The organism is Actomonas spartinae (genome assembly GCF_051209155.1).
In the GTDB taxonomy this organism is placed as follows: Bacteria; Verrucomicrobiota; Verrucomicrobiia; order Opitutales; family Opitutaceae; genus Actomonas.
The window spans coordinates 253,131-275,059 of the sequence record NZ_JBPJGB010000002.1; the positions used below are offsets into that span (position 1 = coordinate 253,131).

The window sequence follows — 21,929 nt, forward strand, 5'->3', positions numbered from 1 at the left end:
GCTCAGAATCGCAGGGTCAGCTCGCCGAAGACGCTGCGGGGGACGCCGGGGGTGCCGTGGAAGGTGCCGGGGGTGATGGCGCTGTAGTAGCCTTCGTCGGTAAGGTTGGTGCCCACGATTTGGATACGGTAGCGTTCGGTGCTGTAGCCGAGGCGAGCGCCGAGCAGGGTGTAGCGGTTCTGGGCGAAGGTGGGATCCTCGGCTTCGGTGTAGTAGGTTTTGCCGATGCTGGTCAGCGTTGCGCCCAGGAACGCGCCGCTGGCGTGGCGGTAGTCGACGCGCAGGTGGGCGTCGTAGGCCGGCACGTAGGGCACGCGGTTGTCGTCGTAGACCGTGCCGGCGTAGGGATCGGTGAAGCCCGTGAGGGTGGCGTCGGTGCGGCCGTAGGCGGCGGCGAGGTCGAGGCCTTCGAGGGGGTGCCAAGCGAGTTCCAGTTCGCCGCCGATGGAGCGGGCGGCGTCGGCGTTGACCACGAGGTAATCGTCGGCGACGGCGTTGGTGGCGAAGGAGCGTTCGATCTGGTAGTCGTCGATGTCGTAGAGGTAGGCGCGGAGCGTGGCGGAGAACTTGCCGTCGGCGCTGGTGTGGGTGAGGCCGGCTTCGTAGGCAGTGGTGAATTCGGCGTCGTAGGGCGCGAGCACGGCGTTGCCGGTGAAGGCGGAGAAGCCGCCGGTCTTGTAGCCCATGGCAATGTTGGCGAAGGCGGTGGTGGTGCCGCCGAGTTCGTAGCGCAGGTCGAGGTGCGGCAGGATGGCATCGGAGCTGTGCTCGGCCGGGGTGACGCCGGGGACTGGGATGATTTCGGTGCGCACGCTGTCCATCTCGGTCTTCACCAGGCGCAGGCCAAAGGTGAGCGAAAGCGCGTCGCTGGCCTGATAGGTGGCTTCGCCGAAGAGGGCGAGGTCGAGCGTGTCGAACTGGTAGTTGGATTCCTCGAAGGTCTGGCCGCCGAAGGCGCGGATGAAGGAACCGTTGGTGCGACCGTCGTTCGCGAAGAGGCCGACGCGCCAGATGGCGGTGGTGTAGATGATCTCTTCGGAGAGGTTCCGCTGCTTGAGGGTCGAGCCGTTGCCGAGTTCGGCAAAACCGAAGTCGAGGGTGTTGTTGTAAGGTCCCATGTCCCAGTTGCTGTAGCCGGTGGTGGCGGTGAGGCGGCCGGTGGGCAGGGCGAAGGCGGCGGTGAAGGCGGAGTTGAGGGAGTCGAGTTCCGTCACGCCTTCGGCGCTGCGTTGCACGGTGTGGAGCGGGCCGAAGAGTGGCACGAGAGGCTGGGCGCCGTCGCGGGCGCGCAGGGCGTTGAGGAAAAAGGTCAACTCCGTGGTGTCGGTCGGCCGATAGCGGAAGCGGGCGAGGGCGCTGAGGGTTTCCTGGGGATCCACGTCCTGGTTGAGAGTGGTGTTGCGCACATAGCCGTCGCGTTCGTGCCAAGTGGCGGCGACGTAGGCGTCGGTTTCAGCGCTGGCGGCGGTGGCGGCGGTGTAGGTCGCGGTGCGACTGCCGTGGTCACCGGCGGCGAGGGTGAGCGTTCCGGTGGTGGCGGCCGGGGAGGCCGGGGTGGACAGGAGCAGGATGCCGCCGGGGCCGGAGCGGCCGAAGCGGGTGCCGGCGCCGGGACCGCGCAGGAGTTCGGCGCGGGCGAAGCCGGTGAGGTCCGACGGGAAGGTGAAACCGGAGCCGAGAGGCAGGTCGTCAAGGTAGACCGTGACCGCGGGCGCGCCGAAAATGGGGGTGTTGGTGAGGCCGCGGATGGCAAAGGTGTCGGTGAAGGAGCGCGACTGGTTGGAGCCGACGGTGAAGCCGGCAATCTCGTTGGCGAGCGCGGGCAGGGCAAACTCGGACGGGCTGGCGGTGGCGTCGAGCAGCACGTCGGTCGTCGGACTGGCGTTGGTGGTGGTAAGGCGGGTGGTCACCACCTCGTAGGCAGGCACCTCGATCACGGGCTCGGTCGTCTGCCCGGATAGGAACGCGGGCGCGGCGAGAATCGCACTGCAGGTGAGAACGCGGGGGAGGGTTTTCATGGAACCGCTCACCGAAGCGTTTGCCGGCAGTGGGCGCAAATCCGGAGCGTTTGTTGCCAGATTTTTGCGGGGGTGAACGTGGACTGGGGGGCGAACTGCGGTGACCGGTCTTTCTCTTGCGTCTTTATCGTTCTCTTTCTCCTCACGGGGCGAAGTGGCGGGCGGATTCCGGTCGGCGGGGAGAAAGATAAAGAGAAAGACGAAAGCACACGGACCGGGGCCATGAAAAAGGCCGCCCGGGTTTCGGGCGGCCTGAGAGTTTGGTGAGCAATTTACGCTCAGAGGTCGTAGGGCTCGAGCTGGCGCTGGACGCGGACCTTGTCGAGCTTGGCGAAGGTCGGGAGGCCGTTGTCGGACGGGACCTTGGTCTCGCCCTGGATGAGCGGGGTGGCGTAGCGGACGAACTGGTAGTTCATGCTGATGCCGTCCTCGTTGATCCACTCCTTGGGGAGCTTCTTCACGCCGTTGGCGATGTCGGCGAGGGGAGCCAGGCCGGTTTCGCAGGTATAGTGGTCGGCGTCGCCGCGGAGGAGGGTGACCATCTTGTCGGTCTCACCGGCGATGGCGGCCTTGACGGCGGCCTGACCGGCGAGGAAGGCCTCGTCGGCGTCGGTCTGGGAACCGTTGGTGACGGCGGCGCGCTGGGGGATGCCGAGCTTGGCGGTGCGGGCCTTGATGCCGGGCAGGTTTGCCTCGACGAGGCGCTGCAGGAAGTCGGCGGCGCCACCGAGCTGGGCGTGGCCAAAGGCATCGGTGGCCTCGGCGGCGGCGACGTAATTGCCGTCGGCGTCGACCAGACCTTCACCCACGACGATCAAGCAATACTTGTCGCGCTTGAGGGTGCGTTGGACGTCGGCGATGAACTTCTCGGCGGAGAAGGCGACCTCCGGGAGGAGAATGATGTGGGGCGGGTCGTGCGGGTGGTCGCGGCGCTTGGCGAGGGCGGCGCCGGCGGCAATCCAGCCAGCGTTGCGGCCCATGACCTCGAGGATGGAGACGAGGTCGCCTTGGCCCATGGCGGCGTGGTCGCAGGCCATCTGGCGGACGGTGGTGGCGACGTGCTTGATCACGGAACCGTAGCCGGGGCAGTGGTCGGTGACGGGCAGGTCGTTGTCGATGGTCTTCGGGATGCCGATGACACGCAGCTCGTAGCCCTGTTCCTGGGCGAGCTTGGAGATCTTGTCGGCGGTGTCCTGCGAATCGTTGCCGCCGGCGTAGAAGAAGTAGCGGATGTTCTGGGCCTTGAAGACCTCGAGCACGCGCTCGAAATCGGCCTGCTTCTTGAGCTTGTAGCGGCAGGTGCCGAGGGCGGCGCCGGGGGTATGGCGCAGGCCGCGGATGGTCTGCTGGGACTCCGACGCGAGGTCGATGAAGTCTTCGTTGAGGATGCCCAGCACGCCATTGAGGGTGCCGTAGATCTCCTCGATGCAGTCGTGATTCAGCGCTTCGGAGACGACGCCTTCGATGCTGGCATTGATGACGGCGGTGGGGCCACCGGATTGGCCCACCAAGATATTACCTACGAGTTCTTCGGCCATGGTGTTGGGTCTATAAAGATCAGGGAAAGGGATTCGGTTGAGAGAACGGTGAAGGTGGCGCGGCGGTTTGCGGGCTGGCAAACGTAATTTTGGGCGAACGGGAGACGAGTGCGCTGGCCCGGTTTAGTAAGGCGAGAGCCGGGCATCGGAGCGAAAGGCGGCGGCGCCCTCGCTCAGGAATCGCCGATCCGCCTCGTCCCACGGCGCCTGCCGCACCGCCAGGATGTCCAGATAGGTGTGGAACACTGGCAGCATTTGCGGCGAACCGCGGCTGGCCAGGCGGAGCCAATCCAGCCAGGGCGCGGCGGTCGCGGCGGTGAGCGCGGTGTCGGTGCCGGCGTTGTCGGTCTGCCAACGCTCAAACTGCAGGCGGGCGAGCTCCAGATAGGCGCGAGGGCGCAGCGGAGCATTGGCCGCGGCCGCGGTTTCGAGCAGAGTGATGGCCGCGGCGGTGTCGCCGGACTCGAGCTCGAACAAGGCGCGGACGACCAGCAGCTGCGGATCGCGGTCGCCCCGTCGCCCGCCGCGCCAGAGGGTTTCGCGCGCCTTTTCCGCGTAGTTGGCCTCCAACTCGCGGTGGTTGTGGCGGACCCAATCGGTTTCGAGTCGCTCCCAGTTGCCCTTGATACGGGCGACGTCGACGCTCGTGGCCCGTTCGAAGGTGATGTCCGCCGCAGGGAGCTCCGGCTGGGGCCAACGCACACTCTCGCGCAACGCCGTGGGCGCATAGTCGACGAGGGTTTTTTCCAGCTCGGCCGCGCTCTGTTGAAACGCGCGGTGCAGCATGGCCGCGTCGACCGGTTTGCGGCAGGCGTCGTCCACCAAGGTCCAAAGAGCCTCCGGCTGGTTGCCGCCCTTGGGGTCAAGCGCCCAGCGCACCAGCAGGCCGAGTTGGCGATCGCGATTGAAATAGTCGGTGGGCTCGCCGGCGTCGGACAGGAGGGTGAGGAGGGGCACGAAATCCTTCGTCATGACCGTCGCATCGCGGCGGGCGGCCCGCGTCTCGCTGGCGGTCGCGAGCTCGAGAGGCGGCAGCCGCAGGCCGAAATTGTCGAACTGGACCTCCCGGTAGACCTCGAGAAAGCCGCGCAGGAACCAACGCGGCAGCGACGGCGTGCGCTTGCCCATGAGATGCGCCACGAGGGTGGAGCGCAGAGAGATCTTGAAACGGTGGTCGGTGCCCGCGGGGGCCAGTGAGAAGATCACGACCTCATCGAGGTCGGTGAGACGCATGTCGGTGAAGAAGACGGAGGGACGAACCTGGGCTTCCGCCGGAATCGGGGTGCTTCGTTCGTGAGGCGCGTGAACCGGCTGACTGGTCAACCACGGCGCGCGCATCCGGTCGAAGTGAGTTTCGTCGTTTGACGGGAGATCCGCCTCGGGGACGCGGTCCGAAATGTCGGCCAACATCGCGGCAACCGCCTCCTGCGTCGATACGGGCCAGAGGTTTTCGTCGTAGATGATCAGTTTGATCGGTTCGTCGAACGCGGCGAGGAAGCGGGGCGGGAGCAGCACCTCAAGCTTAGGGAAGGCGGCCCGGTAGGCCTCGACCATGGCGCGGGCTTTGCGATCTTTGGACCGGCTCAGGACCTCGAAGCGATCGACCCGCGCGATGCGCCACTGCGGACCGAGCAGCGGCTCCTTCACGATGAAAGGCGGGAGCTTCACGACCTCCTGTGCGGCCACCGGGAGTGGGGTGAGCGCGGCGCAAACGATGGCCATCGCGACCATTCGGCGCACAAGAATCGAACGGCGGTGGGCACGGGGCCGCTGCCGTTCGGGGGTATCGGGAGCTGGGGGCATCGGCCGCTTCGGGGTGGTTCGCCAAGGTAGGCGGTCGCGACCCGAATGCAAACGTCGATACCCCCGGCCGGGGGCGGCTCTCAGAGCAGCTTGCCGGGCTTGATCGCGCTCGCGCCTTTGACCTTCTTGGCGGCGGCGCGGGCGGACGCGACGAAGGCGTCGACCTGAGCGGGCGCCGCGCCGACGAAGCGGTCGGTATCCATGAGGATGTTGTGAATCGTGGCGGCGGCGAGGCCGAGGCGCTCGTCGGCGGCAAGGCGATCGACCATGCCGGGCTCGGCGCCTTCGCGGATCGCGGCGGCGGCGGCGAGGGCGTGCTCTTTGATGGCCGCATGCGCGGTCTCGCGTCCGGCGCCCTGTTTCACTGCGGCCATCATGATGGTGGTGGTGGCGAGGAAGGGCAGGTTGCGGGCAGACTCGGCGGCGATGACCTTGGGGAACACGGTCATCTGGTTGAGCACGTTGAGGAGCGTCTCAAGCAGGCCGTCGATGGCGTAGAAGGCGTCGGGCAAGGCGACGCGGCGCACGACCGAGCAGGACACGTCGCCCTCGTTCCACTGATCGCCGGCGAGGGCGCCGGTCATGGCGACGTAGCCGGAGAGGATGGTGGAGAAACCGCAGATGCGCTCGCAGTTGCGGGCGTTCATCTTGTGCGGCATGGCGGAGGAGCCGACTTGGCCCTTCTGGAAGCCTTCGGTCAACAGACCCTGGCCGGCCATGAGGCGCAGGGTGGTGGCAAAACTGGCGGCGGCGGCGCCGACCTGGTGGAGGGCCGAGACGACCTCGAAGTCCAAGGAACGTGGATACACCTGACCGACCGCGTTGAGCGCCTCCTTGAAACCGAGATGCTGGAGAACCTTGGCTTCAAGGCGGGCGACTTTGGTGGCATCACCGCCGAGCAGGGTGAATTGATCGAGCTGGGTGCCCACCGCGCCCTTGAGTCCGCGCGCCGGGTAACGGGCGGCGAGTTCGTCGAGGTGGGTGAAGGCGGCGAGCATCTCCTGGCCGAACATGGCGATGCGCTTGCCGAGGGTGGTCGGCTGCGCGGGCACGTTGTGGGTGCGGCCGGTGAGCAGAAGTTTGCGGTATTGTTTGGCGCGTTTGGCGTAGCCGAGCAGGGCGGCGGCGGCCTTCTGGCGAATGACCGCGAGCGAGCGGTGGATCTGGAGTTGCTCGACGTTTTCGGTGAGGTCGCGGGAGGTGAGGCCCAGATGGATGGATTCGAAGCCGGCGAGGCCGTTGAATTCCTCGATGCGGGCCTTCACATCGTGCAGGGTGACGCGCTCGCGGGCATCGATGGAGGCGAGGTCGATCTGGTCCTTCACCTTCTCGTAGGCGGCGATGGCCTTGGCCGGAATGGCGATGCCGAGGTCGCGCTGGGCCTTCATGATGGCGATCCAGTAGTCGCGTTCGATGCCCACGCGGCCGGTCGGCGACCAGATGGCCTTGATGGCGGGCGAGGCGTAGCGCTCGGCCAACACGTTGGTGATGGCGGGCGCCGTGGCGGCGGCGGTTTTGACCGGGGCGGAGGACTTGGCTTTCGACTTCGACATGGCGGGACCGGCGAGCGTGAAGCGACGGCGGGCTCCGTGCCAAATGCAAAAGCCGTTCCCGCGGCCGCCGGGATACGGGCGGGGGCGTGTCGCCTGCAACCGGCGCCGGGGGGCGACTCACCGACGGGGATACTCGCCGAACTGACGGAGGTAGGCTTCCCGCAGGCGGTTGATTTCCTCCTGGCTGGCGCGCGGCTGTGCGGCGATGCGGGCGATCCGGGCGTCGGCGGCCTCGCGATCGCCGGCGGCGATGTCGCGGAGGGCGAGGCCGGTGAGCGCGGTCGGGTTTGCCGGATCGTAAACGAGCGCGGTCTCGAAGAGTTGCGCCGCCTCGCGGGTGCGGCCCTGTTGATTCATCACCATGCCGAGTTCGAGGTAGCCGCCGGGATCGTTGGGCCTGAGCTTGATGGCGGTGCGAAAGTCGGTGATGGCGGCGCCGAGGTCACCGCGCGACCAATGCCGGCGGGCCCGCATGCGGTGCAGGCTGGGCGAATCGGGAATGGCGACCAGGCCCTCTTCGATGATGCGTTCGGCGGCGGCGATGTCCCCGCTCTGTGCGACCGCGGCGCTGAGTTTGCCCCAGCCGTCGGAAAACCCCGGATCGTGGATGGTGCAAAGGCGGAAGGCTTCGATCGCCTCGGCGGTGCGTTGCTGTTCGAGGTAGAGATTGCCCAGTTGGTAGCGGGCGGTGATGTCGGTCGGATCGAGCTCGACCGCCCGTTGCAACAGGTCGATCGCTTTGGCCGAATCGCCGCGGCGGGCCCGTGCGCCGGCCTCGAGCGCGAGGCGGTAGGGGTCATAGCACTGCTCCACGAGGGCATCGAGCCAGGGGTCGGGCGGATCCTGATAGATGCCGGTGGCCGCGCCGGCGTAAGCGCGCATGGCGTTGGCCTGAGCGATAAGGCCGATCTTCTCATACACACTCACCAACAGGTCGTAGCCGATCGTGAGCTGAGACTCTTTCACCACCGTCTCGAGTTTGCGGCGGGCGTCTTCGTCGCGGCCCTGCTCGAGGTCGATGCGCGCGAGGCCCAGCAAGGCATAGGGGTTCCGGTCGTCGACGGTGAGCGCGGCCTGGTAGGCGGCGGCCGCTTCGTCGAGCCGGCTGGCCTTGAGGGCGACATCACCGATGCGCAGCCGGGCGGGCAAATAGTTCGGGTCGAGCCGGACGACCGTCCCCCACAGCTCCAGGGCCTCATCGGCCAGCCCGAACCCGGCGATGATGGTGGCGTGCAGGTGCGGCCAGCGGGCCTCGGCGGGCTCGAGTTGCTGCAGGCCCGTGTAGCAGCGGATGGCCAGGTCGTAGAAGCCGTTGGCGTGATAGAGTCGGCTCAGCTCCTGCAGGCCCTCCAGCACCGCGCCGCTTGAGCGGGCGCGGGTCTCCGCGGCGGCCAGGGCGGAATCAAGGGCGGCGGGAAAACCGCCGGTGTCGGGGCGCGGTGGTATCCAATTGTCCACGACAGACGGGGTTTCGTCGCGGTGGCTGAACGTAGCGAGGCCGATCCCGGCGGCAAGCAGCCCCACCACGGCGAGTCCGGTGACAGCAAGGGTGCGGGTTTTCATGTTGATGGGCGGATTCGGTCTGGGCGGACGTTTCGGGCCTGCGGATTCGATCTGACGGGACCCGCGAGCGTGGAACGTAGGCGGGTCGGGTGCCAAACGCAAAAGGCGGGCTCAGACGGTGTAGCGGTGTTCACCGGCGACCCTCGTGTCGGGCGCGCCGGGGAGACGTAGCGTGGCGCTGATGCCGGGCGGGAGGTCGAGTTGGCCGCGGAGGGATTCGCCCTCGCGCTGCCATTGGCTGCGGACGGGGCCGTGCGGGGTGGGCACGGTGACGTCGGCGCTCGCGCCGTGGAAAGTGGGGCGCACCTCGACCTGGCGCCAGGCGGGGGCGGTTTGGCGGATGCCGCCGAGAATCTGCATCAGATGAAACAGCGGATGGGCCGACCAGGCGTGGGAAAAGCTGAACTCGCCGCGAGGCGGATCGAAGGTTTCCCAGGTCGCGCCATAGTCGGCCATGGCCGACCAGCGCGTGCGAATGTCCTCGACGACGGCGGCCCCGTGACCGCGTTGCGCGAGTTCAGTGTAAACGTAGGTGAGCCAATAGGCCGAAGGCTGCACGACGTCGGGCGTGCCGCCGGTCACGGCGGGCAGCAGGCGTTGTGCGATCATGGTCTCGGCGTGCTTGGGCGCGAGATGGGTGAGGAGTGCGAGCGTCTGGGCATGCACGGAGGTCGATTTGCGCGGCGCGCCGGCAGGATCGAAGCCGTCAGTGAGCAGGCCGTCGGCGTTGAGCAATTCAACGAGGGCCCGCCGGAGTGACGTCGACCAGTCGGTGCAGGCTTGCGCCGCGGCGTGGTCGCCGGAGGCGCGGTGCAAGTCGGCGAGCCGGTCGAGCGCGTGCAACAACCAGAGGGAATAGACGGTGGGCTGGCCGTCCTTGGGCAGCTCGGCCCAATCGAGGAAAAGCCAGTGGCGGTCGTCGTAGCGCAGGAGGCCGGTGGCGGGGTCCGTCCAGTTTCGGAAGTAGTCGAGGGCGCGGGTCAGGGTGGGGCCTTGTTCCCGAAACAGGGTGAGGTCGCCGGTCTGCCAGTAGTGGTCCCACAGCGTGAGGATCCAGATGAGGGTGAAGTCCGGCAGGATGCAGTGGTGCGCTATGGTCGGAGCGTGGCCGTAGGTCACGCCCTCCGGGGTGGTCTGGCTTGCGATGAGGCGGATCCCCTTGGCCAGGAGGCGGGCGTCCCCGTCGAGATGAAAGGTGTTCCAGGCCTGCACCCGGGCGTCGCCCCACCACTGGGCCTGTTCGCGGCCCGGCGTGTCCACGTAGGTATCAAGGGAGCAAATACGCTGGGTCCAGGCGCAGGTCTGCCAGATTTTTTCCAACGCCAGATCGGATGGCGTGGCGAAACGACCGTGATGGCGCAGCGGGTAGAGGATGGAACGCAACTGCAAACGCAGCTCGAGCAGCGCCGGATTGTTGCGCACGACCGCCACGAGGTAGCGGCCGCCGTAGGGGTGGTAGAATTCGTGCTGCTGGTCGCCGGGCCGACAGGTGAGCCGGGACGCAAAGGTGAGCCGACCATGGGCGTCGGGTTTGAAGTCGGGGGTGAGCGAGTCAGCTGTGGCCGTGAGGCTCTCGAAGTGGTGAATTTCGATGATTTCGCCACCGGTGGCGCCGCGGATCTCAACCAGCGGCGCGCCAATATGCGGTTTGCCCAGATCGAGCAGGAAGCTGCGCCATGAGCCGGGTGGTGAGGCCTCGCAACGGAGCGGGTCGGGCGAGTCGTCAACCGGGATGTGGGCGAGGCCCTCGGCATGGCGCAGGTGGCCCAGCAGCCGCGCGTCGGCGATGTCGGTCTGGGCGGTGCCGTTCGCTTTCCCGATCACGTGCCGCACCGCGGTAACGGGCTCCTCCAGGCGCGCGGTGCCACGGGGTTGGAGTTGGTGCCACGGCGGCGCGTTCCAGGGGACGCTGGCGACTTTGCCGGTCCAGGCGCCATCGTCGAACTCGGGTTGGGTCCACGCGGGGTCCTCCTGGCGCAGGTCGATGTGTTCCTGGGCGAAGAGCTGCAGGCTGGCGGTCACGGTGTCGCGACGCACGCCGGTCTGACGGCGGCAGCGCCAGTCCTCGCCGGTGGCGAGGGTGAATCCGTGCCAATCGGCGGCCACCAGCAGTCCGGCGAAACCCTCGCTGCGGTATTGGTAGTTGCCCTTGCCGGGATTGTAGGCGCGAACGGCGAGCAGGTTGCGGCCGGGCCGCAGCCAAGGGCTGACGTCGATCTCGTCGCAGGGCCAGGCGGATTGGAAGCCGCGACCGGGGCCGCGGCCGATGTAGTGCCCGTTCAGATACAGCTGATAGGACTGATCCGCCGTGATGAAGAGCGGAGCGGCCGGCGGGACGGCGGGCAATTCGAACTCGCGCCGAAACAGGGCGTAGCCGTTGATGAGGTCCCAGTGCAGGCTCTCCGGCCAGATCCAGCGGGCGCGGCTCAGGCAGGGCGGCGGGAAGTCGGACACGCGGGGAAGGCGATCAATTACCGGGAGCCGGCGCGCCGAGCGGCTTGACGCGGTCCATCAGGTAGTGGAGCGACACGAGCGCCTGGTGGACGAGACGTTCGCCGGCGCCGAACTCAAGGAAGGTGCCCCAGGCCGCGCCGTAGCCTCCCTGGCAGGCGGCCGTCATGGTCGGAATGTAGCCGGAGGAGTCGTAGGCGTTGGCCATGACCCAGGTGGTTTCGGCCGGGCTGCGCGCCTGAAGGTCCATGCCGAGTTCGACGAAGAGTTCGCCCGGAATGGTCACGATGGCGTGGCGGTCGGCGAGGAGAAAGGTGGCGACCTCGATCTCGCGTTCCTTGGGGGCGTGGGGGCCGTCCTTGCGCAGGCCCATTGGCACGTCGAAGGCGTCGTAAGCAATGGCGGCGTCGGCGTGGAAGGTGTCGATGGCGCCGAGGGTCGCGATGACTTCGGTGGCGACGCGGGAGCCGACTTCCTCAACCTTGGCAAAGGTCTCATCGGCGGTGGCGTAGCGGAACATGTCGGCCTCGTAGGGGTTGATGTCGCCAGCGGCGCCGAGCAGGAAGATGCAGTGGCCGCCGACTTTTGCTTCGACTTGGCGCACCATGGCGCCGGGCCAGTCGGCGGATATGATGAGCTCCTCGAAGTTCATCGAGATGACCGGGTGCACGGCGTAGTTCACCAGCGTCACGATGGGCGAATCGTCGCCGGCGCGGCGGATGGCGATGACCCCGAGGGTGTCGTCGACGGGGTGGGAGGGCACGTGGTCCTTGTTGTTCCACATCATCGAGACGGTGCCGTCCTCGTGGAGGATGCGACGGTTGTAGCCCTCGTTGTGTTCGCGGCTGCCCTCGCCGATGACCGCCGGCTCGAGCGAGGCCACGGCGTCTTTGGCCGCAGCCAGAGTGCGCTCGATGAGAAAGGGGTGCAGTGCTTCGCGGAAGAAACCCGAGCCATGGGTGTGGGTGACGGCGCAAAGGGTTTGGGTGATGCCGTGCTGGTCCGCGAGGGCGGCGCGGATGGCGTCAAAGACATTGTTGCTGATCCCGATGAGATCGAGCGACACGAGGGCCACGCGTTGTCCGTCCTGTTCGAACACGACGACGTTGGCGGTGAGCGGGTCGTTGATTTTTTCGACGATCGCCGGTCGCCCACCCATGCCGGCCAGTTCGTCCTTGCCGGCGGTGGGCGTGATGTCGGCGCGGCCGACGCCGACGCGCAGGGGGGAGGCGCAGGCGAGGGTTGTCGTGAGCAAAAAGAGCAGGAGCAGGGGTAGGGACTTCATGGCAAAAAACGTAGCTGCCGACGCTGAACGGGACCCGTCGCAGCGGCAACGGTGGAACGAACGCCGGGCCGGGTGGAGGTTAACCCGACTGGAAATGGAAGGACACGACGTGATCCGCCTCCAGCACGAAAATGACGGTCATTGGATCGATGCCCAACATCTGCGGACCTTCGCCAAGGTCGTAGGAGAGTTGTGAGCCCGAATCGAACAGGGGCGGACCCAAGTGCTCGCGGATCTTCGCGGCGGAAAGCCCGATAGGCGGGTGCTCCTGCAGGAACGATTTGAGCAAGCGGTAGCGATCGCGACCCCGAGCCGACGATTGGGTCCAAGCTTCGCGACTGAAGGGCAACGGGGACACGTCGGCCGAGAAGCGCACTACGGCGCGTTGGAATACCTGGTGCCGATTGGGGAGATCGTCGGCTGCGAACTGCTGCTGAATGACGGGAAACTGGTCCGCGGGTGCGGAAGCCAGCACGAGCGGCATGAAGTAGGCGCCGTTTTCGCGTGGATGGTTAATGACGATGGGCTGCCCGAGTTGCCGATACCAGGCTTCAAGAAAGCGACTGAAGTCGTCGGACTTTTCCTCGCCGCGCGTCACGCGGTCCAGCAGCTCCGCCCGCAGCGCAACCCAGTCCACGGGGGAGTCTGTCGGCTCGGCCCGGGCGACGGTGACGAGCAGGGCCAGAATCGCTGCGGTGAGGACGCGGACAAGGGGCATGGCACTAGGCCGCGAGGCAGCGGACGGCCATCTCGCGGAGGACGTCCTCCTGTTCGTTGGGGCGGCGGATGATCGTCTCAAAGGCGGTGATGAACTCCTGCTGGTTGTCGATCAGACGGCGGGTGGAGGGCAGTTTGCCACTGCTGGCGAGTTTGCCGACATACCAGGCGTTCTGAGTGAAGAGGTTGTATCCGCTTTTCCCTGACACGCCGATGAAGTGGTGACCGTAGGTCGATTCGGCGCTCTTCAGACCGTCAAGACCGCGGCCGCCGAGGCGGGCGTCGCCGGCGTCGACCAGGGCGCGCACCTGCAGGAGGATGCGGTTGCGGTTTTGCAGGGCGCTGATGATGGGGCGGGCGTCGCCGCCTTGAAAGAAGTGACGGTGCAGCGCGGCAAGGGTCCACTTGATGTCGCCGCTGAAGAAGGCCTCGGCGGCTTCGAAGAAGTCGCCCTCGGCGACGTTGGGCGTGAGCTCGGCGACGAGGTCCTCGGTGATGGCCATGCCGTCGTCGACGGCGGTGGAGAGCTTACGGGTCTCTTCGATGAGCAGGCGGGTGTTGGCGCCGACTTTGGTGAGCATGAGCTCGATAGCGCCTGGTTCGAAGGTCGCGCCGAGCTGCTGGGCCTCGGCCATGATCACGCCAGCGAGGGCGGAGGCGTCGCCGTCGCCGCCGATGAGGGTGAAGTCGCCGTTCTTTTCGCACCACTTGGGGAAGGCGCGGCGGCGGTCGACGGGCGCGGCGGTGATGAGCACGGCGACGTTGGCGGGGTCGTTGGCCTCAAGCAGGCGCTGCAGTTCCTCGACCTGTTTGAGCGTGCTCTCGGCGCGGCCGGTGACGGAGTCGGCGAGGAAATTGACATCCTTCAGCCAGACGAGCCGGCGGCCGCCGAACATGGAGATGGTTTGGAGCGCCTCGCGGAAGCGGTTGATGGCGGCCTCGACGTCGGCGACGTTGTTGGCGAAGCCACTGATGGTTTCGCGGGAGAACTCGTCATCGATCTCCTTGGCGAGCTCGTCGTAGCGCTCACGGCCCAGGCGACCGACGAGGAAGTCGTCGGGTCCGCAGACGAAGATGAAGGGTTTGGCGTCAGGCACGGGGAAGTGGGGTTGTAGCGGCGCAGGTCGAAACTTGACCAGAACGGAATACGCTTTCGAACCGGCGGACGGGGCGCGGCGACCTCATGCCGCTACATTACAATGTATTCACATTTCATTCATGTTTCGGTCATGTTACGCCGGTAACCTCAGGGCTGTCAGCTTATGAAACTGCCGAACTGGTTCAGTCGTCTTCTCCAACGCCGCCTCGGCGGCCTCGTGGTGTTCATCGTCCTCTTTGTCGGGGTCGCCACCTGCACGCGTATCGCGCTGCTGTTGCGCTCGATGTGGGCGGTCGATTGGAACCTGTCGCTGCTCGGCGCGTTGGCCAGCGGGCTGGTTTTCGACCTCGCGGCCGCGTTGTTGTGGAGTTCGCCGATCTGGCTGGTGCTGACGCTGTTGCCGGCGGGTTTCTTTGAGCGACGCTGGGCGCGGGCGCTCGCGCACCTCGGGCTGATGGTCGCGCTGGCGTTGGTGTTGTTTGGTGCGGTTGCGGAATGGGTGTTCTGGGACGAGTTCAGCGTGCGCTTCAACTTTATCGCGGTCGATTACCTCGTCTACACGACTGAGGTGCTGGCCAACATCCAGGAGTCCTACCCGATGCCGGCGATCTTCGCAGGCCTGCTGATTGCCACGGTGGCGATCTACGCCGGGTTCCTCCGCACCGGTATCGTGGATGCGTGGCTCGACCACGCCAATGGGCGCTGGGGGCGCCGCTACAGCGAGGCGGGCGTATGGCTGCTGGTGATGGCGCTGGTGACGTGGGGCCTCGATCAGGACCACCTGCCGCAGTTCAACAACACCTACAACCGCGAGCTGGCCAAGAACGGCGAGTGGTCGCTCTTCAATGCGTTCTGGAACAACGAACTCGCCTACGAGGATTTTTACGCGACCCTGCCGCTCGACGAGGCCTTCGCCGAGATGCGCCAGGAGGTCGCGTTCGACGGCAGCACCTTTCTGACCGACAACCCGCGCGACCTGTTGCGCTGGGTGGAAAATCCGGGTGAGGAGCAGCACCTCAACGTGATCCAGATTACGGTGGAGAGTTTAAGCGCGGACTTCCTCGGCGTCTTCAATGCCGCGTCCTCCCTCACGCCGGAACTGGACGCCTTGGCGGAAAAGAGCCTGTTATTCACCAACCTGTATGCCACCGGCACGCGCACCACGCGCGGCATGGAAGCGCTGTCCCTCAGTCTGCCGCCGACGCCTGGCCGTTCGCTCATCAAACGTCCGCGCAACGACAACCTCTTTACCCTCGGTTCAGTCTTCAACAGCCGCGGTTACGACACGGCCTTCATCTACGGCGGCTACGGTTATTTCGACAACATGAACGCCTTCTTTGGCGGCAACGGTTACCGCATCGTCGATCGAGGCACGGTCGGCGAGGAGGACGTTACCTTCGCCAACGCCTGGGGCGCCTGCGACGGCGACCTCTACCGCTGGACCATGCGGGAGGCCGATGCCGCCTTTGCGGCCGGCCAGCCTTTCCACTACTTTGTGATGACCACCTCGAATCACCGGCCCTACTCCTATCCGGAAGGGCTGATCGACCTACCGTCCAAGGTTTCGGGTCGCGCCGGGGCGGTGAAATACACCGACCATGCGATCGGGGAATTCATTCGCGCGGCGTCGACCAAGCCGTGGTTCAAAAACACCGTGTTTGTGGTGGTGGCTGACCACTGCGCGTCGGTGGCCGGTCGCGCGGAGCTGCCGGTGAAAAACTACCACATCCCGATGCTCATGTATGCGCCGGGCGGTCAGATCGAATCGGGTCGCATCGACGACCTGATGAGTCAGGTCGACTACGCGCCGACGTTGCTTGGTCTGCTCAACTGGAGCTACGCCTCGCGTTTCTACGGATGGGATGTGCGCAAGGCCGGTGGCGACCGCCGCGCCCTGGTGGGCAACTACCAGAAGCTTGGGCTCCTGGAGGAAAACCGACTGGACATTCTTTCGCCGCTGGCGGGTCGCACCAGCTACACCGTGACCCCGGGCACCTTTGCCCAGCAGCGCCGGGAAGCGCCCTCGCCAGAGCCCGACGAAGTGATCGCCTACTATCAAACCGCCGCCTGGTTGTATCAGAATGGTGGTTACGAGGCGCTCACCCCCGCCGAGCAGCAGCGCTACTCGGCGCTGGCCGAGGCCCGGCCGGTCCCCGGTGTGGCCACCAATCCCTGAGCCGATTGGCCCCGCTGCCGGCGCCGCCCCGCTTCGGAAACAGATCCGCCAAACCAACCCGCGATGAAACGATTTGATGCATTCCCTTGGCGGGTGCGCCGACTGTTGCTCCAGGGCGTGGTGGCGATGGCTTGGGGGGAAGGGGGGCTGTGGGCGGAAGCCACGGCGGAGCCGGTCGCGGATGAAGAGGTGCAGATCAAAGGGGTCTTCAACAGCGAGCTCCCGCGCACCGAGAGAAAGAATTTCCTGCGGCTGATCGTGCATCCGCATTTTGGCGATCTGCACCGCAAGGCTTACCTGCGCGCGCCGGTCGGCGTGCGCTACGGCCTGACGGATCACTGGGAGATTTCGGCCGCGTTGGAAGGCTACGTGGCACACGGACTTGGCCGTGTGGCTCCCTTCACCGAGGCGGGCTTGAGCGCGATGCAGTTGGGCACCAAATTCCGTTCCGATTGGAGCCTGTTGCCGGAGTGGGAGATGGCGGTCGGACTCGACTACACCCACCCGTTGGATCACCCGCCGATTGAGCTGACCGATGGGTTTGAGCACACCAAGCCCTACATCACCTTTGCCCGTAACCTGCCGGAGTGGCACAGCGTGCGGCTGTTTTGGGGCACCGGTCTGGACCTGCTGGGCTCGACCGCGGTGGCGGGTCGCTTGGAGAAGAACGAGTTCGACTCCAACGCCAACACCTTCACGGCCGGCTTCGTGTGGCCGCAGGACCAACACGCGTTCACCCTTGAGGCCAACTACGCGACAACCTCACTGCTGGGGGACGATAACCTGAACCGCATCACGGTGCGGCCGGGGTTCATTTTTCTCGTGCCGGATCGGTGGACCTTCAACTCACGCGGGCAGTGGCGGGTGGGCGTGGCGACCCCCGTGACCTGGGGGCCGGATGGCTGGGAGGTCGGCGTGTCTGTGAAGTTCCGCGCCAACTTCAACTTGAAGAAGTTGCTCAGGCGCGGTGGGGATTGAGGGCAATGGCCGCTCCTCAACCAACGCCTTGGAATCTGCACCGCTCTTTCTGGCCCGCGCTCGCGGCCCTGGTCGGGGTCATCGTGCTCTTCGAGGTCACCGAGCTCGACCTGTGGGTGCAGGATCATTTCTTCGAATTCGCCACCGGGAAGTGGTGGGTGGACCAACGGGCGCCGGTGCCGCGGGCCTTTTTCTACAACGGTCCCAAATACCTCATCATCCTGCTGGCGGTCACGCTGCTGACCCTGTTGCTGGGGCGGACACGTTGGCGCGAACGGTGGGGACTCGAACGCAAGCGCCTTGGTGCGGTGATGCTCGCGCTCGCGCTCGTGCCGATCGTGATCGGGCAGCTCAAGGCCACGACCAATGTTTTCTGTCCGTATGAGATAACTCGATACGGTGGCGATGTGGCCTACATCAAGGCATGGGAACCGCATCCCGCCGAGCTCCAGCCGGAGCGGTGCGGACGGTGTTACCCGGCCGGCCATGCGAGCGGTGGGTTTGCGCTTTTCGCGCTGGCCGGACTCGTCGGGGGCAGTCGCCGCGTCCAGCGGTGGGGGATCGGCCTCGGCCTCGGCGCCGGTTGGTGGATGGGCGGGTATCAGATGCTCAAGGGGGCGCACTATCTGAGCCATACGCTGGTCACGATGCTGTTCGCCTGGATCGCGTTTTTGCTCATCCAGCGCCTGTTTGGGTTTTACGAGGTTACAAAGGCGGAATCGCGCCGTGCTTGATTCCGGCGGCGCGCCTGTCATCGGGTCGAAGCTGAAGCAGGCCACGGGTTGAAGCATATTCCCCACCGAGCCGAGATCAGGCCAAGACGCCGCTCACGATCCGTCGCACAGCCTTCCCAAACACCTGATGGTCGTTCTTGCCTCCTTCGTGGAGGTCTTTCGATGAACCTGTTCCGTATCCGCACCGTCGCGCTGGCCGCGATTGTGCTCCTCGCCGCGGCCTCCACCGCTTCGGCTCAAAACTCGGCCGCCGTCACCCCTCCGAACCCCAAGTTCAACGGTTTGCCCAATGAAGTGCGCGCCACCTTTCGCAAGGTGGCGGCGGGGGGACGCGTCGAGCGCATCACCCCGGTCGGTTACTTTTACGTGGGCACGGTCACCACCCGCGCCGGCAAGTCGATCGACCTGCGGGTGCGCCGGGATGGCAGCATCCGCTCGCAAAGCTGATTAAACCGGCTTTCGCCGTTGGTTTCAGTTGCATGACCCCGCTGTGGCCTCGGCCCGGCGGGGTTTCTGTTCTTCGGGCGCGGAATATTCGCCCCGGGGCCGGGCTCAAAAATGAACAAAAGTTCACGGGTGGTTCACCGTGGATTCATTCGCCCGGCCTATGCTCCGCCCAATGAAATCAACCCTTTTCCTGGCGCTGGGGCTCTTGGCGGTGAGTTCGTCGGTCGTTTTGGCGGCGGAACGCTCGCTGGTCGTCGATCACGAGCAGTCCCGCATCGAGGTGGATGTAAAAGCCACCATGGGCTCGTTCGTGGGCCACCTCGCCGACTACAATGCGACGATCCAGGTCGAAGACGCGACGTCGAAAGTGAAGTCCGCCACCGTCGCCTTTGCGTTCACCGACGTGAAGACCGGCGAGGACAAACGCGATCATCACATGCACGACTGGCAGGAGACGGAGAAGTATCCGGATTGCCGCTTCGAGCTCACCCAACTCACGGCCGAGACCGGTGGCTCCTACCTGGCGGTGGGCAAGTTCACCTTCCACGGCGTGACCCGCACGCTCACGTTTCCCGTGCAGATCGCCACCGAGGGGCCGACCATGGCCATCGACGGCGAAGCCGCGATCAACACCGAGGAATACGGTCTGTCGATCATCCGCAAATTTCTCGCCCTCAAGGTGAATCCGTTGGTCACCGTGCGCTTCCATTTGCAGGGCAAACTGCCCGCGGTCGGAGCCTGACGGTCGCCCCGCTGCTGTTCCCTGAATCCAACCTGAGCCGAACCATGGTTGCCCCCGTTCTCTCCCTTCCTTCCGCCGATCCCATCGTTGCCGCCATGCGCGAACATTCGCCTGCCGGAGCGATGACCGAACCCCGGCTTGCCGCAGTGCTCGAACAAGCGGTGGGCAATCCCGGTAAACTCATCCGCGCCCGCTTGGTCCACGCCGCCGCCCTTACCCATGGGCTCGACGAGGACCTGGCACTCCAACTGGCCTGCGCGGTTGAGTATTACCATCTCGCCTCGCTGCTGCTCGACGATCTGCCCTGCATGGACGACGCCGAGACGCGTCGCGGGCTGCCCTGCGCGCACCGCGTGCACGGCGAGGCGCCGACGATCCTCGCCTCGCTCGCGCTCATCAATCGCGCCTACGCCCTCGCCGGATTCGCCTTAGCCGGGCAACCGGCGCAGGTGCGCCTCGCCGCGATGGGCTGTCTCGACGCCTGCCTGGGCGTGCCGGGATTGGTGGGGGGGCAAGCCCGAGATTTGGCCTTCGCCGAGAGCGATCGCTCCGCCCGCGAGATCAGCCGCATTGCCGCCGGCAAAACCGGCGCGTTGTTCTGGCTGGCGATTTATTTTCCCGCCCTGCTGGCACAACCCGACGCGACGGAGGGCCGCCACCTTAAGGCCTTGTGCCTGTATTGGGGTTTGGCTTTTCAGGCCCTCGATGACTTGGGCGATGCGGGCGCAGCCGGGGCGACGGATGCGCTCGGCAAAACGGCCGGCCGGGACGGGGCGCTCACCCGACCCAACCTGGCGCATGTGCTGGGCGTGCCGGCCACAGTGCGTCGGGTCGGTCGCTTGATGGAGCAGGCCGGTCGATCGCTGGAGGCCTTGGTCGAGCAACGTCCGGCCTGGCGCTATCTTTTAACGTTTCACCGCGAATATTTCGTGGCGAACGCCAGCCGGGTGGCCCGTCATGCGGCGGTGTCGGTTCCGACGATGGCTCCCCAGGCCGTCGCGGTCTGAGCGCTTCGCCCATGCGTTTCCTTTCGCTCGTTCTCACCAACTTGCTGCGCCATCGCCTGCGCGCCCTCATCGGGGTGGCCGGCATCAGTTTTGGCGTCGCGGCGATGCTCACGATTCTCGCGATCGTGACCGGCGCGATCGGCATGTTCCAACGCATCCTGTCGTCGGACAGCCACTACCTCGTCTTTGAAAAAAACGTGTCCGACTTGTTCTTCAGCTCGGTGACCACCGAGCAGGTGGAGGCGATTCGCGCCCGGCCCGAGGTCGATGAAGCCCACCCGATGCTTTTCGGCATCGTGTCGGCGCCGGGTCATCCGGTCATCACCTGTTTCGGCATCGAGGGCACCGATCCGCGGCTGGCGAAGGGCGAATGGCTCGCGGGCCGGGCGGCGGACTTTGGCCAGGCGGACGACGAAGTCTTCCTCGGTGCGCGCGCGGCGGAATTCATGGAGGCGCAGGCGGGCGACGAGATCGAGGTTGGTCGCGGCACCTTCCGAGTGGGCGGGATTTTCCGCAACGAGAACGGCTTTGAGGACGGAGGCGTGTTCATGCCGCTTTCGACCGCCCAGGAATTTTTTCATCGCGGCAGCGCGTCGTCCGTCGTGGCGGTGAAGCTGCGCGACAAGGACGAAGGCGACGCCTTCAAGGCCGGGCTCGAGCGCGAGCACCCCGGCATCATCGCGCTGGAAAACCGCGAGTTCAGTCAGAGTTACAACAGCTTCAAGATTCTCAATTTCACGGCTTGGGCGGTGGGCATCTGCGCCTTCTGTCTGGGTGGCCTCGGCGTGGCCAACACGATGTTGCTCTCGGTCTTCTCGCGCATCCGCGAGATCGCCGTGCTGCGGGTGTGTGGGTTCTCCGACAAGCAGGTCGCGGTGCTCATCTTCGGCGAGGCGTCGATGATCGCGGTGGCGGGCGTGGCGATCGGGTTTGCGATCGGGTTCACGGTGCTGGCGATCATGGAGGCGACGCCGCAGTTCCAGGGTTACGTGCAGGCGACGATCTCGGCGCCGGTGCTCGGCGGCATCGTGGCGACGGCGATTTTCACGGCGGTGGCGGGGGCGATTTATCCGGCGCGCTTTGCGTCGCGGATTCAACCGGCGGAGGCCCTGCGTTATGAGTGAACCTCGCGGCGAAATCATCGCGTCGGCGCATGAGGTGGTGAAGTCCTACGACAAGGGCCGCATCACGGTGTTGCGCGGCGTGAATCTCGATGTGCGCGCGGGCGAGCTCGTGTCGTTGTGGGGCGCGTCGGGCTCGGGCAAGAGCACCTTGCTGCACCTGCTCGGAGGCCTCGATCTGCCGGACTCGGGCGAGCTGAAGGTCTGCGGACTGGATCCGCGCCGCGAAGACGACCGCCTCGAACTGCGGCGGCGGCACCTCGGTTACGTGTTTCAACTGCACAACCTGATTCCGGACCTGACGGTGGAGGAGAACATCCGCGTGCCGGCGCTGGCGATCGGCCGCCCGGCGAAAGAGACGGCGGAGCGCGTGCGGACCTTGGCGGATGAGGTCGGTATCGGGCATCGGCTCACGCACCGCGTGCAGGATCTGTCGGGCGGCGAGCGTCAGCGCACCGCGATCTGTCGGGCGCTTTTGAACGCGCCGCGATTGCTGTTGGCCGACGAACCGACGGGATCGCTCGACGAGCAGACGGGCGAGACGGTGTTCGGCCTGCTGAAAGCTTTGGCCGAGCGCGAAAAGATCGCGATCGTGCTGGCGACGCATGAGCGTCGGTTTGCCGAGCAGTGCCACCGCATCGTGCGCGTGCGCAATGGTCAGCTGAGTGAAATCTAGGCGGCGCGTTCGCGCCGAAAT

At 66.1% G+C, this 21,929-nt stretch carries 17 protein-coding genes; 8 read left to right on the forward strand and 9 right to left on the reverse strand.

Annotated features, from left to right (window positions below):
* Nucleotides 1-2 precede the first annotated feature (2 nt).
* The 9 genes from AC0MRV_RS09140 to holA all read right to left on the reverse strand — a co-directional run bounded on the left by AC0MRV_RS09140 (nt 3) and on the right by holA (nt 14,025).
* Nucleotides 3-2,018, reverse strand: coding sequence for a TonB-dependent receptor (locus AC0MRV_RS09140; protein WP_472764156.1), 2,016 nt, complete (start codon nt 2,016-2,018; stop codon nt 3-5).
* Nucleotides 2,019-2,296: 278 nt separating this feature from the next.
* Entirely contained in the window at nt 2,297-3,556 is a 1,260-nt protein-coding gene (locus AC0MRV_RS09145) for a 6-phosphofructokinase (protein ID WP_472764157.1), read from the reverse strand.
* A gap of 123 nt (nt 3,557-3,679) precedes the next feature.
* The gene (locus AC0MRV_RS09150; protein WP_472764158.1) at nt 3,680-5,278 is read right to left on the reverse strand and encodes a hypothetical protein; all 1,599 of its coding nucleotides are present in this window, start codon (nt 5,276-5,278) and stop codon (nt 3,680-3,682) included.
* Nucleotides 5,279-5,439: 161 nt separating this feature from the next.
* The gene (purB, locus tag AC0MRV_RS09155; RefSeq protein ID WP_472764159.1) at nt 5,440-6,912 is read right to left on the reverse strand and encodes an adenylosuccinate lyase; all 1,473 of its coding nucleotides are present in this window, start codon (nt 6,910-6,912) and stop codon (nt 5,440-5,442) included.
* A 117-nt stretch (nt 6,913-7,029) separates the two neighbouring features.
* Complete coding sequence (locus AC0MRV_RS09160) at nt 7,030-8,475, reverse strand: tetratricopeptide repeat protein (RefSeq protein WP_472764160.1); 1,446 nt, start codon at nt 8,473-8,475, stop codon at nt 7,030-7,032.
* A 111-nt stretch (nt 8,476-8,586) separates the two neighbouring features.
* Nucleotides 8,587-10,929 carry an alpha-L-rhamnosidase-related protein gene (locus AC0MRV_RS09165; protein WP_472764161.1) on the reverse strand — a complete coding sequence of 781 codons (2,343 nt, stop codon included), beginning with the start codon at nt 10,927-10,929 and terminating at the stop codon, nt 8,587-8,589.
* Nucleotides 10,930-10,942: 13 nt separating this feature from the next.
* Nucleotides 10,943-12,211 (reverse strand): hypothetical protein, encoded by a 1,269-nt coding sequence (locus AC0MRV_RS09170; RefSeq protein ID WP_472764162.1) that lies wholly within the window; start codon nt 12,209-12,211, stop codon nt 10,943-10,945.
* A 79-nt stretch (nt 12,212-12,290) separates the two neighbouring features.
* A complete protein-coding gene (locus AC0MRV_RS09175; RefSeq protein ID WP_472764163.1) occupies nt 12,291-12,929 on the reverse strand; it encodes a hypothetical protein in 639 nt (212 codons plus the stop codon).
* Nucleotides 12,930-12,933: 4 nt separating this feature from the next.
* Nucleotides 12,934-14,025: a DNA polymerase III subunit delta gene (holA, locus tag AC0MRV_RS09180; RefSeq protein WP_472764164.1), complete on the reverse strand. Its 1,092-nt coding sequence runs from the start codon at nt 14,023-14,025 to the stop codon at nt 12,934-12,936.
* Nucleotides 14,026-14,190: 165 nt separating this feature from the next.
* On the opposite strand from holA, the gene AC0MRV_RS09185 reads away from it, so the two are divergent.
* The 8 genes from AC0MRV_RS09185 to AC0MRV_RS09220 all read left to right on the forward strand — a co-directional run bounded on the left by AC0MRV_RS09185 (nt 14,191) and on the right by AC0MRV_RS09220 (nt 21,908).
* Nucleotides 14,191-16,203 (forward strand): LTA synthase family protein, encoded by a 2,013-nt coding sequence (locus tag AC0MRV_RS09185; protein WP_472764165.1) that lies wholly within the window; start codon nt 14,191-14,193, stop codon nt 16,201-16,203.
* Nucleotides 16,204-16,266: 63 nt separating this feature from the next.
* Nucleotides 16,267-17,181, forward strand: a complete 915-nt coding sequence (locus tag AC0MRV_RS09190) for a hypothetical protein (RefSeq protein WP_472764166.1) — start codon at nt 16,267-16,269, stop codon at nt 17,179-17,181.
* A 5-nt stretch (nt 17,182-17,186) separates the two neighbouring features.
* On the forward strand, nt 17,187-17,915 hold the full coding sequence (locus tag AC0MRV_RS09195) for a phosphatase PAP2 family protein (protein WP_472764167.1): 729 nt from the start codon (nt 17,187-17,189) through the stop codon (nt 17,913-17,915).
* Between the two features lie 162 nt (nt 17,916-18,077).
* Nucleotides 18,078-18,362 carry a hypothetical protein gene (locus AC0MRV_RS09200; RefSeq protein WP_472764168.1) on the forward strand — a complete coding sequence of 95 codons (285 nt, stop codon included), beginning with the start codon at nt 18,078-18,080 and terminating at the stop codon, nt 18,360-18,362.
* Nucleotides 18,363-18,534: 172 nt separating this feature from the next.
* Nucleotides 18,535-19,104 carry a YceI family protein gene (locus AC0MRV_RS09205; protein ID WP_472764169.1) on the forward strand — a complete coding sequence of 190 codons (570 nt, stop codon included), beginning with the start codon at nt 18,535-18,537 and terminating at the stop codon, nt 19,102-19,104.
* Nucleotides 19,105-19,148: 44 nt separating this feature from the next.
* Nucleotides 19,149-20,111 carry a polyprenyl synthetase family protein gene (locus tag AC0MRV_RS09210; protein ID WP_472764170.1) on the forward strand — a complete coding sequence of 321 codons (963 nt, stop codon included), beginning with the start codon at nt 19,149-19,151 and terminating at the stop codon, nt 20,109-20,111.
* 11 nt (nt 20,112-20,122) lie between these two features.
* Nucleotides 20,123-21,235, forward strand: a complete 1,113-nt coding sequence (locus tag AC0MRV_RS09215; protein WP_472764171.1) for an ABC transporter permease — start codon at nt 20,123-20,125, stop codon at nt 21,233-21,235.
* Entirely contained in the window at nt 21,228-21,908 is a 681-nt protein-coding gene (locus tag AC0MRV_RS09220) for an ABC transporter ATP-binding protein (protein WP_472764172.1), read from the forward strand. Before AC0MRV_RS09215 ends, AC0MRV_RS09220 begins: the two co-directional genes overlap by 8 nt.
* The last annotated feature ends 21 nt before the right edge of the window (nt 21,909-21,929 follow it).